This is a genomic window from Nocardia sp. NPDC055053, assembly GCF_053608285.1.
Window position 1 is genome coordinate 138,975 of record NZ_JBSGVD010000008.1, and the last position, 17,517, is coordinate 156,491.

14 protein-coding genes are annotated in these 17,517 nt (G+C 65.9%); 7 read left to right on the forward strand and 7 right to left on the reverse strand.

What is annotated here, in order from left to right:
• Positions 1-87 precede the first annotated feature (87 nt).
• The gene (locus ACWF82_RS11040) at positions 88-732 is read left to right on the forward strand and encodes a hypothetical protein (protein ID WP_452500192.1); all 645 of its coding nucleotides are present in this window, start codon (positions 88-90) and stop codon (positions 730-732) included.
• A 49-nt stretch (positions 733-781) separates the two neighbouring features.
• Positions 782-1,468 carry a hypothetical protein gene (locus ACWF82_RS11045; RefSeq protein ID WP_452500193.1) on the forward strand — a complete coding sequence of 229 codons (687 nt, stop codon included), beginning with the start codon at positions 782-784 and terminating at the stop codon, positions 1,466-1,468.
• Here ACWF82_RS11045 and ACWF82_RS11050 read toward each other — a convergent pair.
• Positions 1,465-1,995, reverse strand: a complete 531-nt coding sequence (locus ACWF82_RS11050) for a CGNR zinc finger domain-containing protein (RefSeq protein ID WP_452500195.1) — start codon at positions 1,993-1,995, stop codon at positions 1,465-1,467. The genes ACWF82_RS11045 and ACWF82_RS11050 overlap by 4 nt on opposite strands.
• Before the next feature lie 38 nt (positions 1,996-2,033).
• Here ACWF82_RS11050 and ACWF82_RS11055 point away from each other — a divergent pair, with 38 nt between their 5' ends.
• The 4 genes from ACWF82_RS11055 to ACWF82_RS11070 are packed head-to-tail and all read left to right on the forward strand — an operon-like array spanning position 2,034 to position 3,743.
• Entirely contained in the window at positions 2,034-3,002 is a 969-nt protein-coding gene (locus ACWF82_RS11055) for an EamA family transporter (RefSeq protein ID WP_452500197.1), read from the forward strand.
• 47 nt (positions 3,003-3,049) lie between these two features.
• A complete protein-coding gene (locus tag ACWF82_RS11060; RefSeq protein ID WP_452500388.1) occupies positions 3,050-3,214 on the forward strand; it encodes a hypothetical protein in 165 nt (54 codons plus the stop codon).
• Positions 3,211-3,417 (forward strand): type II toxin-antitoxin system RelE/ParE family toxin, encoded by a 207-nt coding sequence (locus ACWF82_RS11065; protein WP_452500377.1) that lies wholly within the window; start codon positions 3,211-3,213, stop codon positions 3,415-3,417. Before ACWF82_RS11060 ends, ACWF82_RS11065 begins: the two co-directional genes overlap by 4 nt.
• Positions 3,414-3,743 (forward strand): helix-turn-helix domain-containing protein, encoded by a 330-nt coding sequence (locus ACWF82_RS11070; protein WP_452500199.1) that lies wholly within the window; start codon positions 3,414-3,416, stop codon positions 3,741-3,743. Before ACWF82_RS11065 ends, ACWF82_RS11070 begins: the two co-directional genes overlap by 4 nt.
• Positions 3,744-3,770: 27 nt before the next feature.
• On the opposite strand, the gene ACWF82_RS11075 is transcribed toward ACWF82_RS11070, so the two are convergent.
• From ACWF82_RS11075 to rplJ, 6 genes are all read right to left on the reverse strand, one after another.
• Positions 3,771-4,820: a DUF3558 family protein gene (locus ACWF82_RS11075; protein WP_452500201.1), complete on the reverse strand. Its 1,050-nt coding sequence runs from the start codon at positions 4,818-4,820 to the stop codon at positions 3,771-3,773.
• A 237-nt stretch (positions 4,821-5,057) separates the two neighbouring features.
• Positions 5,058-9,011 carry a DNA-directed RNA polymerase subunit beta' gene (locus ACWF82_RS11080; RefSeq protein ID WP_452500203.1) on the reverse strand — a complete coding sequence of 1,318 codons (3,954 nt, stop codon included), beginning with the start codon at positions 9,009-9,011 and terminating at the stop codon, positions 5,058-5,060.
• A gap of 103 nt (positions 9,012-9,114) precedes the next feature.
• Complete coding sequence (rpoB, locus tag ACWF82_RS11085) at positions 9,115-12,615, reverse strand: DNA-directed RNA polymerase subunit beta (protein WP_452500205.1); 3,501 nt, start codon at positions 12,613-12,615, stop codon at positions 9,115-9,117.
• 556 nt (positions 12,616-13,171) lie between these two features.
• Positions 13,172-14,257: an ABC transporter ATP-binding protein gene (locus ACWF82_RS11090; RefSeq protein WP_452500206.1), complete on the reverse strand. Its 1,086-nt coding sequence runs from the start codon at positions 14,255-14,257 to the stop codon at positions 13,172-13,174.
• A gap of 231 nt (positions 14,258-14,488) precedes the next feature.
• Complete coding sequence (gene rplL, locus ACWF82_RS11095) at positions 14,489-14,875, reverse strand: 50S ribosomal protein L7/L12 (protein WP_452500208.1); 387 nt, start codon at positions 14,873-14,875, stop codon at positions 14,489-14,491.
• A gap of 60 nt (positions 14,876-14,935) precedes the next feature.
• The gene (gene rplJ, locus ACWF82_RS11100; RefSeq protein ID WP_189025604.1) at positions 14,936-15,466 is read right to left on the reverse strand and encodes a 50S ribosomal protein L10; all 531 of its coding nucleotides are present in this window, start codon (positions 15,464-15,466) and stop codon (positions 14,936-14,938) included.
• A gap of 402 nt (positions 15,467-15,868) precedes the next feature.
• Between rplJ and ACWF82_RS11105 the strand changes: the two genes are divergently transcribed.
• On the forward strand, positions 15,869-17,482 hold the full coding sequence (locus ACWF82_RS11105; RefSeq protein WP_452500210.1) for an MFS transporter: 1,614 nt from the start codon (positions 15,869-15,871) through the stop codon (positions 17,480-17,482).
• The last annotated feature ends 35 nt before the right edge of the window (positions 17,483-17,517 follow it).

Sequence of the window (17,517 nt, forward strand, 5' to 3'; positions counted from 1 at the left end):
ACTTCCCGAAAACCCTTCCAGCGGTTAGGTTTGCCGCGACGAACGGGACGAATCGGTCCCGGGTGAATTCAGCGGGAGGCTTGCGGGATGAGGATCGGCACTGTGGTTGGCGCGGCGCTGCTGGCGGTGGGAGTCACCCTGTCCGCCACGGGAATCGGCGCCGCCGAGCCGGGACCCGTCGGCACGCAGTCCGGCAGCACGCCGCTGCCCGCCCTGCGCAGTGTCGACCGGGGCGTGAACTACCAGGTCGGCGTGTCCGAGGATCGGCGTGCCGCGGTCACGACGCTCGACGCGGGCCAGTTCCAGCTCGTGCACGACGCGAAGGTCGTCACGGTCACCGATGCCTCCGGCGCGGTGATCGCCGCGCTGCCGATGGTCGTGCGCCTCGGTGAGCACGCCGTGCCGCTCACCCCCGCGGTCGACGAGTCGGGCACCCGTCTCACGCTCACCCCGGTCGGCGAGGCCGATGCGCCGGTGCGCGAGATCAGCGCCCAGGAACAGTTCTACGCCGAGACGCAGCGCCTGCAGCCGCAGATCATCCAGGGCGCGGCGATCGGGGCCGCCATCGGCTTCGTTCTCGGCTTCCCGCTCGGACTGTTCGTCCTCGACTTCATCACCGTCCCGGTCGCGACCGTGGCGGGCGCCGCGATCGGCGCGATGGCCGGGTACGCGATGGCGGGTGGGCAGCCTGCGATCGATACCGCGCTCGCCTACGTCACCGGGGCGCCCTGAGCACCAGCTACCGTGGTCAGGAGGAAACTCCGCACGTTGTGAGTGGGTGGTGAGAGACGTGTTCGACCCGCTGGCCGATATCGATCGGGCCCTGGCCGAGCAGGCCGGATGGACGTGGTTCGACGACTACCTGCTGTACACGTGCGGAGTGGCCGAGCTGATCGCGAGCGGGCGGGTCGCGCAGATCCCGTCCGCCGCGACGCGGGTCCGGCTGGAGCCCGGCGAGATCTGCTTCGCCGACGGCGGAGTCCAGTGGTTCACCTGGCGTGGTGTCGGGGACGGTCGCTGGGTGCGGGGCAGAGTACGCGCCGACGGGCAGACGCCGCTGGGCGCTGTCGCGCACCTGGGTAATGGGGTGCGCAACGAGACCAGGCGGTCGCGGGCCGAGGCGGCGGCGCAACCGCGATGGATCGCCGAACGGCCAGGATCGGCGATGATCTCGAACCGGCGGATTCACCTGGCGAATCCGGAGCGGTCGTTCTCGCTGTACTGGTCGGCGCTGGAAAGTGCCGACCTCACCGCACCCGACCTGGTCGGCTGCCGGTTCCCGGACCGCAACGGCACCATGCAGCAACTACAGATCCGCAGCGCGTGGGCGCCGCTGATCTTCGTCACCGCGGCGCTACAGCACTTTCCGCATCATCCGCTGCTGCGGACCGGGGCGTGGCTGCCCGCCGGCTTCGAGGACAAGTGTCACCTGGCTGGCAAGAAGTGCCCGAAGGTGCGCAGGCTCTAACGTTGCCGCGCCCGGTAGGCCGCGACGGCATTGCGATTGCCGCAGGCGGTGCTGCAGTAGCGGCGGGAACGATTGCGGGACAGGTCGAGAACCAGGCCTTCGCAGGTGTCGTCGGCGCAGATCGACAGGCGGCTCAGATCGTCGGCGCGGATCAGGTCGATCATCGCCATGGCTGTCTCGACGGCGATGCGGACCGGCAGCGGGGCCTCGGGCGGCACGGCGTGGACGTGGTAGTCGACGTCGCCGTGACGGACCAATTGCGGGACCGCGCGATGCTCGGCCAGGGTCTCGTTCACCAGGGTGACCGCGGTGTCGCGGTCGCTCATCAGCATGCGCCGCAGCGGCGCGCGCAACTCCCGCACGGCGGCCAGTTCCGCGGCATCGCCGGTATGCACGCCGGTGTAGACGTGCCGGTCGAAGAACTCGTCGAGCTGCGCGGTCTCGGTCAGCGTGTCGGGGTCTTCGGCGGAGTTGACCAGCTCGACCGCCGCCAGCAGCGCCGCCTCGGTGTCATGAGCAAAAACCACGTTGACATATTACCGCAGGCTCCTTACCGTCATTAGTCATGGCGACTTTGACCCATGACAGCGTGACCCGGATGCGATCCGGACTGCTGCTCGCGCTGGCCTCCGCCACCTCGTTCGGCCTGTCCGGTCCGCTCGCGCGCGGGCTGATGAACGCGGGCTGGAGCGCGGCCGCAGTGGTCGCAGCGCGCGTTCTGCTTGCCGGGGTCGTCCTGCTCCCCGTCGCCCTTCCCCAGATACGCGGGAACTGGAACCTGGTGCGCGCCAACGCGAACCTGATCGTGCTGTACGGATTGCTCGCCATCGCGGGCACCCAGCTGGCCTATTTCAACGCCGTCGCGCACATGGAGGTCGGCGCCGCGCTGCTGATCGAGTACACCGCACCGATCGCCGTCGTCGGCTGGATGTGGGCACGGCACCGCCAGCGGCCCGGCTCGGCCACCCTCGCCGGCGCCGCACTCGGCATTACCGGACTGCTGCTCGTGCTCGACATCCTCGCCGGGGTGTCGACCGACCCGATCGGCATCACTTGGGCGCTGGCCGCGATGATCGGCGCCGCCGCGTATTTCGTGCTCTCCGCCCAGGGTGGCGAGCTGCCCGGCACGGTCCTGGCCGCGGGCGGACTGCTGATCGGCGGGGTCGCGCTGCTGCTGGCCGGAATGGTCGGCATCGTGCCACTGCGCGCCACCACCGCGACTGTCGTGTTCGACGATTTCAGCACGCCGTGGTGGGTCCCGATCCTGCTGATCGGCATCGTCACCGCGGCGATTGCCTACGTCACCGGCATCGCCGCCACCCGCCGCCTCGGCTCCCGCCTGGCCTCCTTCGTAGCCCTCACCGAGGTCCTCGCCGCCCTCCTGTTCGCCTGGGCCCTACTCGGCGAAGCCCCCCGCCCGATCCAATTACTCGGCGGGGCACTGATTCTCATCGGCGTTATCACCGTCCGCCTCGGCGAACCCGGAACAGTCACAGTCAGCGATCCCGAGGCGGCGGCCGCCACCTCCAACTGACCACGAATACCACTCGCGCGACATAAGTCTTGACTTATACTTGCTGGGTGGAATGGGAGATCGTGCTACTGGAACCGGTTGATCGCTGGTTCATGAAGCTGTGCGAGTCCGACCCGGCCTCAGCAGCCTTGATCGAGCAGGCGTTGGACTCGCCGCGGTCGGTCCCGCACTGGGCAGACCTCTGGTCGATACGCTCGAACACAGTCGGCTGAAGAATCCGAAGGAACTGCGCCCAGGGTCACGTGGACGCTCGGAGATCCGGATGCTGTTCGTATTCGATCCGGATCGTCAGGCGATCATCCTGGTCAGCGGGGACAAAGCCGGGCGGTGGTCCCACTGGTACGACGACGCGATCCCGTTGGCGGAAAATCGCCATGCCGACTACCGCGTCGAGAAGGCGAAGGAGGAACGATGACTGGCGCACGTAATTGGCGTGAGGTGAAGGAAGAAGCCCACCGGTTGCATCCGGAACTGGCCGACCCAGAGGTTCAGGCGGCAGCCGCGGCACAGCTGGATGGCCGAATCGCCGGCCACCATCTCAAGGAGCTCCGCCAAACGATCGGCAAGACGCAGGCCGAGCTCGCCGCCGCCCTCGGTGTCAGTCAGGCACGGATCTCGCAGATCGAGAACGGCGACCTCGCCGCCATGGAACTCGACACACTCCGCGCCTACGCCCGCGCGCTCGGCGGACATGTCGACATCAGCGTCAGCGTCGGGCCGCACACGATCAAGGTCGCCTGATCCAACCTAGCGCCAATGCTGCAATCGCTACCGGCTCGGCGGGATATGCGCGACGAGCGGTTCCGCGATGCGGACTAGGTCTTTGCAGACAGCAGCCGGCTTGCGATCGTTATCGTCGTCCCACATTTCGATACCGACCGCGCCGATCGGGAGGCCGTTCTTCGTGCCGAAAGGTGTATCGAAGCCGAGCTCGCAGTAGCCGTCATCGACCTCGGCGTCAGCGCCGCCGAAGGATTTGGCCACTTGTAGCGCCTGCCGGTCGCCGACCCTCACCGGGCGTGGGTGCGGGTACCAGCCGTAGTGGCTGTAGTAGATCTGATGGAAGGCGTCGGCGGTCGAGGCTATCGCCAGGGTGTAGCCGTCACCTTTCCATTCACATCGGCTGCCACTGGCAGCCGGCTGTTTCGGTGCCGGGCGCAGCCGCGCTTTCGCGATCGCGGATTCCGGTATCGAACAGGGATCCCACACAGGCGGATCCGCTGTCGGCGGAACCGTGCTCGTCGCGACAGCGGGCGGGGTCGGAGGCTCACTCGTCGCTGTCGGCATGGCCGAGGGCAGCTCGCGGGCCAGCTCGGTGAGAATAGCTTCGGCGCCCTCGCTCAGGTCCGCACGCATCGTCGGCGACCCCCAGACCGGCGGGGATGTGCCGCCACTCCAGTCCATCCCGGCCGTCACCACCTGGATCCTGACGTTGCCGATCACCGAAGTCGCCCAGCTTCGGATCGTTCCATCGCTGTCTTCGATCGTGATCATCGCGTCGTCGCCGATGCCGTCGAGCTGTCGCGGCGTGCTGAAGTTCGTACGCTGCGCGGCATTCGAAGCCATCGGAGTCCTCGTGGTCCGAAGCCCCTCCGGCACTACCGGCCCACGGTCGAGTTCGATGGTCACCGTGCGCAGCAGCGGCCCGGCTTCAGGCATGACATCACCGTCTGGGACGGGGTTCGCATCGAAGCTCACCCCGCAGAAGATCTCATTCGGCCCATTCGAAGAGCCCGTATCCGCGACATGCAAACGGGTGTCCGGATTTTCGAGATCACCGGCGAACTGAACCAGCGACTCTCGCGCCGCCGCGTCCACGTCCGCACAGGACGAGGGCACTGACGCGTACGACCGCGCCTCGGGGACACCGCTTCCCGTCACCCTGCCGCCTCCCGTCGAGCAGCCTGCCGCAAAGAGCAAGCCGCACAGGACTACCAGGGATGTACGCGAAGGAGTCGACACCCGCAACAACTACCACACCCGGATCTGCCTCGGAGAACAGTCCGGCCCCGCTCCGAAAAGGAGCGGGGCCGAATTGTTTTGCCTACCTACAACTTAGCGGTAGTCGCTGAAGCCGTAGTCGTCCAGCGGCACTGCGGCACCGGTGGAGGTGCCGAAGCTGTCCGGCGAGTAGTAGGTGTCGTCGTAGGACGGCACCGCGTACGCGGCGGCGCGGGCTTCTTCGGTCGGCTGCACCTGGATGTTGCGGTAGCGGTTGATACCGGTACCGGCCGGGATGAGCTTACCGATGATCACGTTCTCCTTCAGGCCGATCAGCTTGTCGGAGCGGCAGTTGATGGCCGCGTCCGTCAGCACTCGGGTGGTCTCCTGGAAGGAGGCCGCCGACAGCCACGAATCGGTGGCCAGCGACGCCTTGGTGATACCCATCAGCACCGGACGGCCGGAGGCGGGCTCGCCACCCTCGGCCACCACGCGACGGTTCGAGTTCTCGAACTCGGCGCGCTCGGTGAGCGAACCGGGCAGGAACTCGGTCGCACCCGAATCGATGATCGTCACGCGACGCAGCATCTGGCGCACGATGACCTCGATGTGCTTGTCGTGGATCGACACACCCTGCGAGCGGTAGACCTCCTGGACCTCGTGGACCAGGTGGACCTGCACCTGACGGGGACCCATCACGCGCAGCACCTCGTGCGGATCGGCAGCGCCCTCGAGCAGCTGCTGACCCACCTCAACGTGGTCACCGTCGGCCAGCAGGCGCTCGGTGCCGTCGTCGTGCTTGAACACACGCAGACGCTGACGCTTCGAGAGCTTGTCGTAGACGACTTCTTCCGACCCGTCATCAGGGATGATCGTGATCTTGTAGAAGCGGTCGTCGTCCTCGAGCCGCACGCGACCCGAGACCTCGGCGATGGGCGCCTTGCCCTTGGGCACACGAGCTTCGAAGAGCTCCTGCACGCGGGGCAGACCACCGGTGATGTCGTCACCAGCGACACCACCCTGGTGGAAGGTACGCATGGTCAGCTGGGTACCCGGCTCACCGATGGACTGGGCGGCGACGATGCCGACGGCCTCGCCGATGTCGACCAGCTTGCCGGTGGCCATCGAGCGGCCGTAGCAGGTGGCGCAGACGCCGGTGCCGGTGGTGCAGGTCAGCACGGAGCGGACCTTCACCTCGGTGATACCGGCCTCGAGCAGCGCCTCCAGGGCCGGGTCGCCGAGATCGGCGCCCTTGGCCACGACGACGTTGCCGCTGGCGTCGACCGCGTCGGTCGCCAGGGTGCGAGCGTAGGTCGAGGTCTCGACGTGCGCGTCCCGGATGAGCGAGCCGTCGGCCTGCTTCTCCGCGATCGGCACGACGATGCCGCGCTCGGTGCCACAGTCGTGCTCGCGCACGATGACGTCCTGCGAGACGTCAACCAGACGACGGGTCAGGTAACCCGAGTCGGCGGTACGCAGCGCGGTGTCGGCCAGACCCTTACGAGCACCGTGGGTGTTGATGAAGTACTCGAGCACGGTCAGGCCCTCACGGAAGGAGGACTTGATCGGGCGCGGGATGAACTCACCCTTGGGGTTCGTCACCAGACCCTTCATACCGGCGAGGGTACGAGTCTGGGTGAAGTTACCGGTCGCACCCGAGTCGACGATCGTGATGATCGGGTTGTCGGCCGGGTAGTGCGAACGCAGCGCCGTACCGACCTCTTCGGTCGCTTCCTGCCAGATCTTGACCAGGGCGTTGTTGCGCTCCTGGTGATCGAGCGCACCACGCTGGTACTTCTTCTCGATCTGATCCGCCATGGCCTCGTACCGCTCCATGATGTCGGCCTTCTCCGGCGGAACGAGCACGTCCGACATGGAGACGGTGACACCCGAACGCGTGGCCCAGTAGAAGCCGGCGTCCTTGAGCTTGTCGACGGTCTGCGCGACGACGATCATCGGGTAGCGCTCGGCCAGATCGTTGATGATCGTGGCCTGCCGCTTCTTCGGCATCGGCTCGTTGATGAACGCGTAGTCCGCCGGGAGCAGATCGTTGAACAGCACGCGACCCAGGGTGGTCTCGGCCAGCCACGCGTCACCGCGGTGCCAGCCCTCCGGGAAGAGCTCCGCCTCGATCTCGCGCGGCGGGCGCTGCTCGGTGAGGCGCACCTTGATCATCGAACGCACGGTCAGCTCACCGCGGTCGACGGCCATCTGGGCCTCGGCGGGCGAGGAGTAGACGCCGGTCTCCGGCTCGTCCTTGCCTGCGGCCTGGTAGGTGCCGACACCCTTCTCGTCGAGACGAGTCAGGTAGAACAGGCCGGTCACCATGTCCAGACGCGGCATCGCCAGCGGGCGACCCGACGCCGGGGACAGGATGTTGTTCGACGACAGCATCAGGATGCGCGCCTCGGCCTGCGCCTCCGCCGACAGCGGCAGGTGCACGGCCATCTGGTCACCGTCGAAGTCGGCGTTGAACGCCTCACACACGAGCGGGTGCAGCTGGATGGCCTTACCTTCGACCAGCTGGGGCTCGAAGGCCTGGATACCCAGGCGGTGCAGGGTGGGCGCGCGGTTCAGCAGCACCGGGTGCTCGGCGATGACCTCTTCGAGGACATCCCACACCTGGGGACGCTGACGCTCGACCATCCGCTTGGCGGACTTGATGTTCTGTGCGTGGTTGAGATCGACCAGACGCTTCATGACGAACGGCTTGAACAGCTCGAGCGCCATCAGCTTCGGCAGACCGCACTGGTGCAGCTTGAGCTGCGGACCGACCACGATGACCGAACGGCCCGAGTAGTCGACACGCTTGCCGAGCAGGTTCTGACGGAAACGACCCTGCTTGCCCTTGAGCAGATCGCTCAGCGACTTCAGCGGGCGGTTACCCGGACCGGTGACCGGGCGACCACGACGGCCGTTGTCGAACAGCGCGTCGACGGACTCCTGCAGCATCCGCTTCTCGTTGTTGACGATGATCTCGGGCGCACCCAGATCGATCAGTCGCTTGAGGCGGTTGTTGCGGTTGATCACGCGGCGGTACAGGTCGTTCAGGTCGGAGGTGGCGAAGCGGCCACCGTCGAGCTGAACCATCGGGCGCAGCTCCGGCGGGATCACCGGAACAGCGTCGAGCACCATGCCCATGGGCGAGTTGCCGTTGGCCTGGAAGGCCGCGACGACCTTGAGCCGCTTGAGCGCGCGCAGCTTCTTCTGGCCCTTGCCCGAGCGAATGGTCTCGCGCAGGTTCTCGGCCTCGGCGTCGATGTCGAAGTTCTCCATCAGCTTCTGGATGGACTCCGCACCCATGGCGCCGGTGAAGTACTCGCCGTAGCGGTCGACGAGCTCGCGGTAGAGCACCTCGTCGACGATGAGCTGCTTGACCGACAGCTTGGTGAAGGTCGTCCAGATCTCGTCGAGGCGGTCCAGCTCACGCTGGGACCGGTCGCGCAGCTGACGCATTTCGCGCTCGCCGCCGTCCTTGACCTTGCGACGCACGTCGGACTTGGCGCCCTCGGCCTCCAGCTCGGCCAGGTCGGCCTCGAGCTTCTGCGCGCGGGCCTCGAGATCGGCGTCGCGCTGATCGGCGACAGCCTTCTTCTCGACCTCCATCTCGGCCTCGAGGGTGCTGAGCTCGTTGTGGCGCAGCTCCTCGTCGACACCGACGATGACGTAGGCGGCGAAGTAGATGATCTTCTCGAGATCCTTCGGCGCCAGGTCGAGCAGGTAACCGAGGCGCGACGGAACGCCCTTGAAGTACCAGATGTGGGTGACCGGTGCGGCCAGCTCGATGTGGCCCATCCGCTCACGACGCACCTTGGCGCGAGTCACCTCGACGCCACAGCGCTCACAGATGATGCCCTTGAAGCGGACGCGCTTGTACTTGCCGCAGTAGCACTCCCAGTCCCGGGTGGGGCCGAAGATCTTCTCGCAGAAGAGCCCGTCCTTCTCCGGCTTGAGCGTGCGGTAGTTGATGGTCTCCGGCTTCTTGACCTCGCCATAGCTCCACTGGCGGATGTCTTCGGCGGTGGCCAGGCCGATCCGGAGTTCATCGAAGAAGTTGACGTCTAGCACGTAACTTCCTTTCCCCTGTTCGGGTCGAATTCGAGCAAAAAGTTCACTAGTTATCGATCGCGGGTTCGCGGGCGGCTGCCGAAACAGCCACCCGCGTCACCACCTAGTTCGCCAAATCGTCGACGGTGGCCGCTTCGTTCCTGGACAGGTTGATGCCCAGGTTCGCCGCGGCGCGCTCCAGATCCTCGTCGTCGCCGTCGCGCATCTCGATCGCGGCGCCGTCCGAGGACAGCACTTCCACGTTGAGGCACAGCGACTGGAGTTCCTTGAGGAGCACCTTGAACGACTCCGGAATGCCCGGCTCCGGAATGTTCTCGCCCTTGACGATCGCCTCGTAGACCTTCACACGGCCCACCACGTCGTCGGACTTGATGGTCAGGAGTTCCTGCAGCGTGTACGCCGCGCCGTAGGCCTGCATGGCCCAGCACTCCATCTCACCGAAACGCTGACCACCGAACTGCGCCTTACCACCCAGCGGCTGCTGCGTGATCATCGAGTACGGACCGGTCGAACGGGCGTGGATCTTGTCGTCGACCAGGTGGTGCAGCTTCAGGATGTACATGTAACCGACCGCGACCGGGTACGGGAACGGCTCGCCGGAGCGGCCGTCGAACAGGGTCGCCTTGCCGTTCTCGTCGACCATGCGCTCACCGTCACGGTTCGGCAGGGTCGAAGCAAGCAGGCCGGTCAGCTCGTCATCCTTGGCACCGTCGAAGACGGGCGTCGCGATGTTGGAGTCGGCCGGCGCGGCCAGCATCTCCTCGGGCAGCGTGGCCGCCCACTCGGGACGAGTACCGTCCGTGGCCACGTCGATATTCCAGCCGGCCTTACCGATCCACCCGAGGTGGGTTTCCAGGATCTGGCCGATGTTCATACGACGCGGAACACCGTGGGTGTTCAGGATGATGTCGATCGGGGTGCCGTCGGGCATGAACGGCATGTCCTCGACGGGGAGGATCTTGCCGATGACGCCCTTGTTGCCGTGGCGGCCGGCCAGCTTGTCGCCGTCCTGGATCTTGCGCTTCTGGGCCACGTAGACGCGGACCAGCTCGTTGACACCGGGAGGCAGATCGTCGTCGTCCTCGCGCGAGAACACGCGGATGCCGATGACCTTGCCGGACTCACCGTGGGGCACCTTCAGCGAGGTGTCGCGCACCTCGCGCGCCTTCTCACCGAAGATCGCGCGGAGCAGGCGCTCCTCGGGGGTCAGCTCGGTCTCGCCCTTCGGGGTGACCTTGCCGACCAGGATGTCGCCGTCGCGGACCTCGGCACCGATGCGGATGATGCCGCGCTCGTCCAGGTCGGCCAGCACCTCGTCGGAGACGTTCGGGATGTCCCTGGTGATCTCCTCGGCGCCCAGCTTGGTGTCGCGGGCGTCGATCTCGTGCTCTTCGATGTGGATCGAGGTGAGAACGTCCTCTTCCACGAGGCGCTGCGACAGGATGATCGCGTCCTCGTAGTTGTGGCCTTCCCACGGCATGACGGCGACGAGCAGGTTCTTGCCCAGCGCCATCTCACCGTTCTCGGTGCAGGGGCCGTCGGCCAGAACCTGGCCCTTCTCCACCCGCTGACCCTCGTCCACGATCGGACGCTGGTTGGAGCAGGTGCCCTGGTTCGAGCGGTTGAACTTGCGCATCCGGTAGGACTTGCGGCTGCCGTCGTCGGCCATCACGGTGACGTAGTCGGCCGAGACCTCCTCGACCACACCCGGCTTCTCGTTCACCACGACATCGCCCGCGTCCACCGCGGCGCGCAGCTCCATGCCGGTGCCCACGATCGGGGACTCGGAACGGATCAGCGGCACGGCCTGACGCTGCATGTTCGCGCCCATGAGGGCACGGTTGGCGTCGTCGTGCTCGAGGAACGGGATCATGGCCGTCGCGACCGACACCATCTGGCGCGGCGAGATGTCCATGTAGTCGACCTGAGCCGGCGTCACGAACTCGACCTCTTCGCCCGCACGGCGGACGAGGACCTTCTCCTCGAGGAAGCGGCCCTCGGCGTCGACCGGAGAGTTGGCCTGCGCGCGAACGTAGCGGTCTTCCTCGTCGGCGGTCAGGTACTTGACCTCGTCGGTGACCTTGCCGTCGACGACCTTCTGGTACGGGGTCTCGATGAAGCCGAACGGGTTGACCCGCGCGTACACCGACAGCGAACCGATCAGGCCGATGTTCGGGCCTTCCGGGGTCTCGATCGGGCACATGCGGCCGTAGTGCGACGGGTGGACGTCACGGACTTCCAGGCCTGCACGCTCACGGGACAGACCACCGGGGCCGAGCGCCGACAGGCGGCGCTTGTGGGTCAGACCCGACAGCGGGTTGTTCTGGTCCATGAACTGCGACAGCTGGGAGGTTCCGAAGAACTCCTTGATCGCGGCGACGACCGGGCGGATGTTGATCAGGGTCTGCGGCGTGATCGCCTCGACGTCCTGAGTCGTCATCCGCTCGCGGACCACGCGCTCCATGCGGGACAGGCCGACGCGGATCTGGTTCTGGATCAGCTCGCCGACGGTGCGCAGACGACGGTTGCCGAAGTGGTCGATGTCGTCGATCTCGACGGGGACCTCTTCGCCACCGGGGGCGGTCATCGAGCGGTCACCGGCGTGCAGACGCACCAGGTACTCGATGGTGGTGACGATGTCTTCCTTGGTCAGCACCGAGGAGGTCACCGGCTCGTGCACGTGGATGCCGAGCTTCTTGTTGATCTTGTAGCGACCGACGCGCGCCAGGTCGTAGCGCTTCTCCTTGAAGAACAGGTTCTCCAGCAGGGTCTGCGCGGACTCCTTGGTCGGCGGCTCGCCCGGACGCAGCTTGCGGTAGATGTCGAGCAGCGCCTCGTCCTGGCCGGGGGTGCTGTCCTTCTCCAGGGTGGACATCATGATCTCGGAGAAGCCGAAACGCTCGACGATCTCCTCGGTGGTCCAGCCCAGCGCCTTGAGCAGCACGGTGACCGGCTGACGGCGCTTGCGGTCGATGCGGACACCGACGGTGTCGCGCTTGTCGACGTCGAACTCCAGCCACGCGCCGCGCGACGGGATCACGCGCACGCTGTGCAGGTCCTTCTCGGTGCCCTTGTCGATGCTGTGATCGAAGTAGACGCCCGGGGAGCGGACCAGCTGCGAGACGACGACGCGCTCGGTGCCGTTGATGATGAAGGTGCCCTTGTTGGTCATCATGGGGAAATCGCCCATGAAGACCGTCTGGCTCTTGATCTCGCCGGTGTTGTTGTTGATGAACTCCGCGGTGACGAACAACGGCGCCGCGTAGGTCATGTCCTTCTCTTTGCACTCATCGATAGAGGCCTTGACCTCTTCGAAGCGCGGATCGGAGAACGACAGGGACATCGAACCGGAGAAGTCCTCGATCGGCGAGAGCTCCTCGAGCACCTCCTCCAAGCCGCCTGCGAGACCGACGTCGCCGCGTGCGGCCGCCTTCTCACGCCAGTCGGGGGTACCGACCAACCAGGCGAACGAGTCCGTTTGTAGGTCGAGAAGTCCGGGCACCTCCAAGGGCTCACGGATCTTCGCGAACGAAACCCTCAACGGGGCTCCGGGGATTCCAGCCTTGGTCTGGGTGGAGACTGCCAAGATGCGTCCTTCCAGCACCTCACGCGCGTCGCGTGGTGGTCCGCGACCGTCGCTTGTCTGCTACGAATTCCGCTGGTTACAACCCGAACGAAACCCGAACAGGCAGCAGCGGAAGTAACACCGGAAGGGTGGAACTTACGAGTGCGAATCAAGGTGTGGACAGGAGGCAGCCAGCGCAACGTCCAAACTTACACCCACATACACGGGGGTGTCAACATACCATCCGTGCGACCGCTCACACGGCAAACGCGCCGAACTCCCGTGACGCTGGCCGCGTCGGGTGTTCTGGGCGCTGAAGCCCCTGTAACAGCTGACGCTGCTGTGAATAGGGTGACGGTTCGCGCCCGCCTCGTCAAGTGGCGCGGCGCGGTCTGTCCGAGAAGTGAGATCGACTGGCGCGCTGCGCATCCCCGTCCGGAACCGCGGTCATTTTACTCGCGACACGCCGTGTGCGCCAACTCGCGTAACCGCCGCTCAGCGCCCGTTTTCCGGCCACGCCGAGCCGCCACCGCCCCTGAACGCACTACGAGCCCCGGCCGGATGGCCGGGGGCTCGTAGTGGGAGTGAAAGTCGCTCAGCCGTTGATCTGGCCGTGCGGAATCGTCTTGGTGTCGAACTGGGCGGTGGGGTGCTCGCTGCCGTAGGCGGCCATCACCTGGGTGTCGTCGGCGGACTCGTCGAGCGACTCGCGGATCGCCACCTGGGCCGCGTGCGGCAGGGTGTGCATGATCTCACGCACCCGCGCCTGGCGGCGGAAGACGGCCTGGCGAGCGGGCATGCCCGGCTCGGCCTTCATCTGCGGGATGATGCCCTCGATCTCCTCGGCGCCACCGTGGTGGTGACCGGCGTCGACGAGCGCCTGCTCGCGCGCCATCTGCGCCTCGTCCTTCTCCTCCGACATACCGATCGGGCCGATCATGCGGCCGTTGAGGAACTGCTTGACGACCGGCTCCTCGCTGGTCAGCAGCACCTCACGGGGGCCGAACATGACCAGCTGGCGGCGGAAGAGCATGCCGATGTTGTCCGGCACGGTACGGGCCAGGTTGATGTTGTGCGTCACGATGAGGATCGTGGCGTCGATCTGGGCGTTGATGTTGAGCAGCAGCTGCGCCAGGTACGAGGTACGCACGGGGTCGAGACCGGAGTCGGGCTCGTCGACCAGGATGATCTGCGGGTCGAGGACCAGCGCGCGGGCCAGGCCTGCGCGCTTGCGCATACCGCCGGAGATCTCGCCGGGGAGCTTGTTCTCGGCGCCGAGCAGACCGGTCAGCTCGAGCTTCTCCATGACGATCTGCCGAATCTCGGATTCCGACTTCTTCGTGTGCTCACGAAGCGGGAAAGCGATGTTGTCGAACAGGTTCATCGAGCCGAACAGCGCGCCGTCCTGGAAAAGGACGCCGAACAGTTTGCGGATCTCGTAGAGCTCCTTGTTGGAGCAGGTGGTGATATCGGTGCCATCGATGAAGATGGACCCGCGCTCCGGCCGCAACAGACCGATGAGCGACTTCAGGAACACCGACTTACCCGTACCCGAAGGGCCGAGCAGGGCGCTCACCTCACCCGAAGGGAGCGTGATCGACACGTCCTGCCAAATTCGCTGTGAACCGAAGGATTTGGTAACACCCTCGGTCCTGACCTCGACGCCCACGCCTACCTCCATTGTTGCCTGCGAGCAGCCCACCCCGCTGACCGCGCGCTCATATCACGGCGGTGCGTCACGACACTGTGGGTCCGGTCACTGTATCCCATCAGTGAGACAGGGCACACCCTCATATGACTGAAGAGTAACCCACGCGGTTGATACAGCGCGTATCACCATCCCATGTCCAGACAAATAACAAACGGGCGGCCCCCGGAAGGGACCGCCCGTTCGCGAACGCGAAGCGCCGAATTACTTGACGGCAACCTTGGCGCCGGCCTCTTCCAGCTTGGCCTTGGCAGCCTCGGCAGCCTCCTTCGAGACCTTCTCCAGGATCGGCTTCGGGGCACCCTCGACCAGGTCCTTGGCTTCCTTCAGGCCCAGGCCCGAGACGATCTCACGGACCACCTTGATGACCTGGATCTTCTTGTCGCCCGCACCCTCGAGGATGACGTCGAACTCGTCCTGCTCCTCAGCGGCCTCGGCCGGAGCAGCGGCGCCACCGACAGCGGCAACGGCGACGGGGGCAGCGGCGGTGACCTCGAACTTCTCCTCGAACGCCTTCACGAAGCCGGACAGCTCCAGGAGGGTCATCTCCGAGAAAACCTCGAGCAGCTCTTCGGTGGACAGCTTGGCCATGATTGTTCCTTTCGGTGGTGAATGTCTTGTGCGCGCGGGCGTAATACCCGTGCGGGGGTATTACTCGGCAGCGCCTTCGGCCTGCTTCTTCTCCTGCAGCGCTGCGGCCAGACGGGCCACCTGACCTGCGGGAGCCGAGAACAGCCCGGCAGCCTTGGACATGTTGCCCTTCATCGCACCGGCCAGCTTGGCCAGCAGGACCTCGCGGGTCTCCAGGTCGGCGATCTTCTCGACCTCGGACACGGACAGCGCAGCGCCGTCCATGTAGCCGCCCTTGATGACGAGCGCCTTGTTGTCCTTGGCGAAGGTCTTGAGCGCCTTCGCGGCGTTGACCGGCTCACCCTGGATGAAGGTGATGGCGGTCGGTCCGACGAACAAGTCGTCCAGGCCCTCGACGCCCGCTTCCGCGGCCGCGAGCTTGACCAGGGTGTTCTTGGCGACGGAGTACGTGGCCTCGGCGCCGAGCGCACGACGCAGCTCGGTGAGCTTGCCGACCGAAAGACCACGGTATTCCGTGACAACAGTGGCCGTGGAGTTCTTGAACTGCTCCGCGATCTCCGCGACAGCGGTGACCTTTTCAGGCTTCGCCATACTTCGCCTCCTCTCTGATGTCGGTTCGTGAACGCGCACTACCGAATTCAGGGGCCGGCGACAAAACTAACGCCCCGGACGCAAGGCGTACCGGGGCGCGAAAGTATCGGCCTCAGCTCTCCCTGCGTGGGCCGCCGGCAATGTCGCCGGACCTTCGATCGACACCACGCAAGCGGCATCGACGACCAACGGTCTTCGGTAGAACGAATGGGTAGCCATCGAACATGTCGATGACCGGAGTCCACTGTACCGGCACCTACCCCCATCTGCCAAAACGGGTCGACGCCCGCCCGATTCGACCGAATCCTCTGTGGTGCAGGTCACTTCGGTTCTGCAATGTGGGAGCAATCGCACCGAGAAGGTGTTACGCAAGGTGACAGTAACCTGGTTCACTCCTCAGCTATGGCAACCTCCATAGTCGCTCCACCACCGCTGCTGGACCGGCGTTCACAACGATTCCTCGCACTCGTCGTGATCTGCCTGGCCGAACTGCTGGTCGTCCTCGACAACACCATCGTCAACGTCGCACTCCCCTCCATCGGCGTCCAGCTACAGACCGGCGTCTCCGGCCTGCAATGGGTCGTCGACGCCTACACCCTCACCTTCGCCGGCCTGCTGCTCGCGGCGGGCAATCTCGGCGACCGCTACGGCCGCAGGCGGATCATGATCGTCGGCCTCATCGGCATCGCCGTGATGTCGGTCGGCGGCGCGCTGGCCGAATCTATGACCCAGGTCATCGCGGCCCGCGCGGCGATGGGCGTCTTCGCCGCCGCCGTCTTCCCCGCCACCCTGGCCCTGATCATCAACATCTTCACCGACAAGCGCGAACGCGCGCTCGCCATCGCCGCCTGGACCGCGATGGCCGGTTTCGCCATCGCCATCGGCCCGATCTCGGGTGGCTGGCTGCTCGAGCACTTCAGCTGGCACTCGGTGTTCTGGATCAATGTGCCGGTGGCGCTGGCCGCGCTGGTCGCGACGCTGATCTGGGTACCGGAATCGCGCGCCGACCAGGTCGGCAAGCTGGATCTGCCCGGCATCTTCCTGTCGATCGCGGGCATCACGCTGGTGGTGTGGGCGATCATCGAGGCACCGCACAACGGGTGGCTCTCGCTCACCACGCTGTGCACCGCGACACTCGGCGCCGTCTTGCTCGCCGCCTTCGTGGTCTGGGAATTGCGTACCGCCGCACCGATTCTCGACATGCGCCTATTCCGCAATCGCCGATTCTCGTTGCCCGCCTTGGCAATTGCGATCGGGTATTTCTCGATGTTCGGATTCCTGTTCCTGATCACCCAGTATTTCCAGGGCGTGCGGGAATACACGCCACTCGAATTCGGTATCGCGTCTCTGCCGTTCGCGTTCTCGGTCGCGATCGGCGCGCCGGTCGCCACGCTGCTGGCACAGCGCGTCGGCACCACCGCCGTGCTGGTGATCGGCCTGCTGCTCACCGGACTCGGGCTCTATCTGGGTGGGCAGGTCACGGTCGACAGCAGCTATCTGATCGGGGTGCTGCCGTCGATGGTGTTCATGGCCCTCGGCCTCGGCATCGTGCAAGGGCCAGCGACGGAATCGATCATGTCCTCGCTGCCGCTGGACGAGGCGGGTGCCGGATCGGCGGTCAACGACACCACCAGGGAGATCGGCGGCACCCTCGGCGTCGCCGTCCTCGGGTCGATCGTGGCCTCGTACTACACCAGCAGGATCGGCGCCAGGATCGACGCGATTCCGGTCGGCATCATGAACGACCGGGAGAAGGAACTGGTCAAGGCGAGTCCGCTCAGCGTGCTCGAGCTGCGCAAACGCGAACTCGCCCCGTTCTTGGAGACCCAGCGCGAGAACCTGATCGTCGCGATGAAGTCGGCGACTCTGCAGGGTGCGCACGCCGCCTCCCTCGTCGCCGCCGGCGCGGTACTGGTGTGCGCGGTGATCGTGGCGATATTCCTGCCGTGGAAACCCCAGCGCGGCGAGTCCGTGCTGCTCGGCTGGCGCGACACCGAGCACGCCGACCCGAAGTAGGCGCTCGAAAAACCGCGAGGGTGGGAACGCAGTGC

Coding starts and splice junctions, on each gene's coding strand:
- ACWF82_RS11040 (WP_452500192.1), top strand. CDS start 88: ATGAGGATCGGCACTGTGGTTGGCGCGGCGCTGCTGGCGGTGGGAGTC.
- ACWF82_RS11055 (WP_452500197.1), top strand. CDS start 2,034: ATGGCGACTTTGACCCATGACAGCGTGACCCGGATGCGATCCGGACTG.
- ACWF82_RS11070 (WP_452500199.1), top strand. CDS start 3,414: ATGACTGGCGCACGTAATTGGCGTGAGGTGAAGGAAGAAGCCCACCGG.
- ACWF82_RS11090 (WP_452500206.1), bottom strand. CDS start 14,257: ATGGAGGTAGGCGTGGGCGTCGAGGTCAGGACCGAGGGTGTTACCAAA.
- rplL (WP_452500208.1), bottom strand. CDS start 14,875: ATGGCCAAGCTGTCCACCGAAGAGCTGCTCGAGGTTTTCTCGGAGATG.
- rplJ (WP_189025604.1), bottom strand. CDS start 15,466: ATGGCGAAGCCTGAAAAGGTCACCGCTGTCGCGGAGATCGCGGAGCAG.
- ACWF82_RS11105 (WP_452500210.1), top strand. CDS start 15,869: ATGGCAACCTCCATAGTCGCTCCACCACCGCTGCTGGACCGGCGTTCA.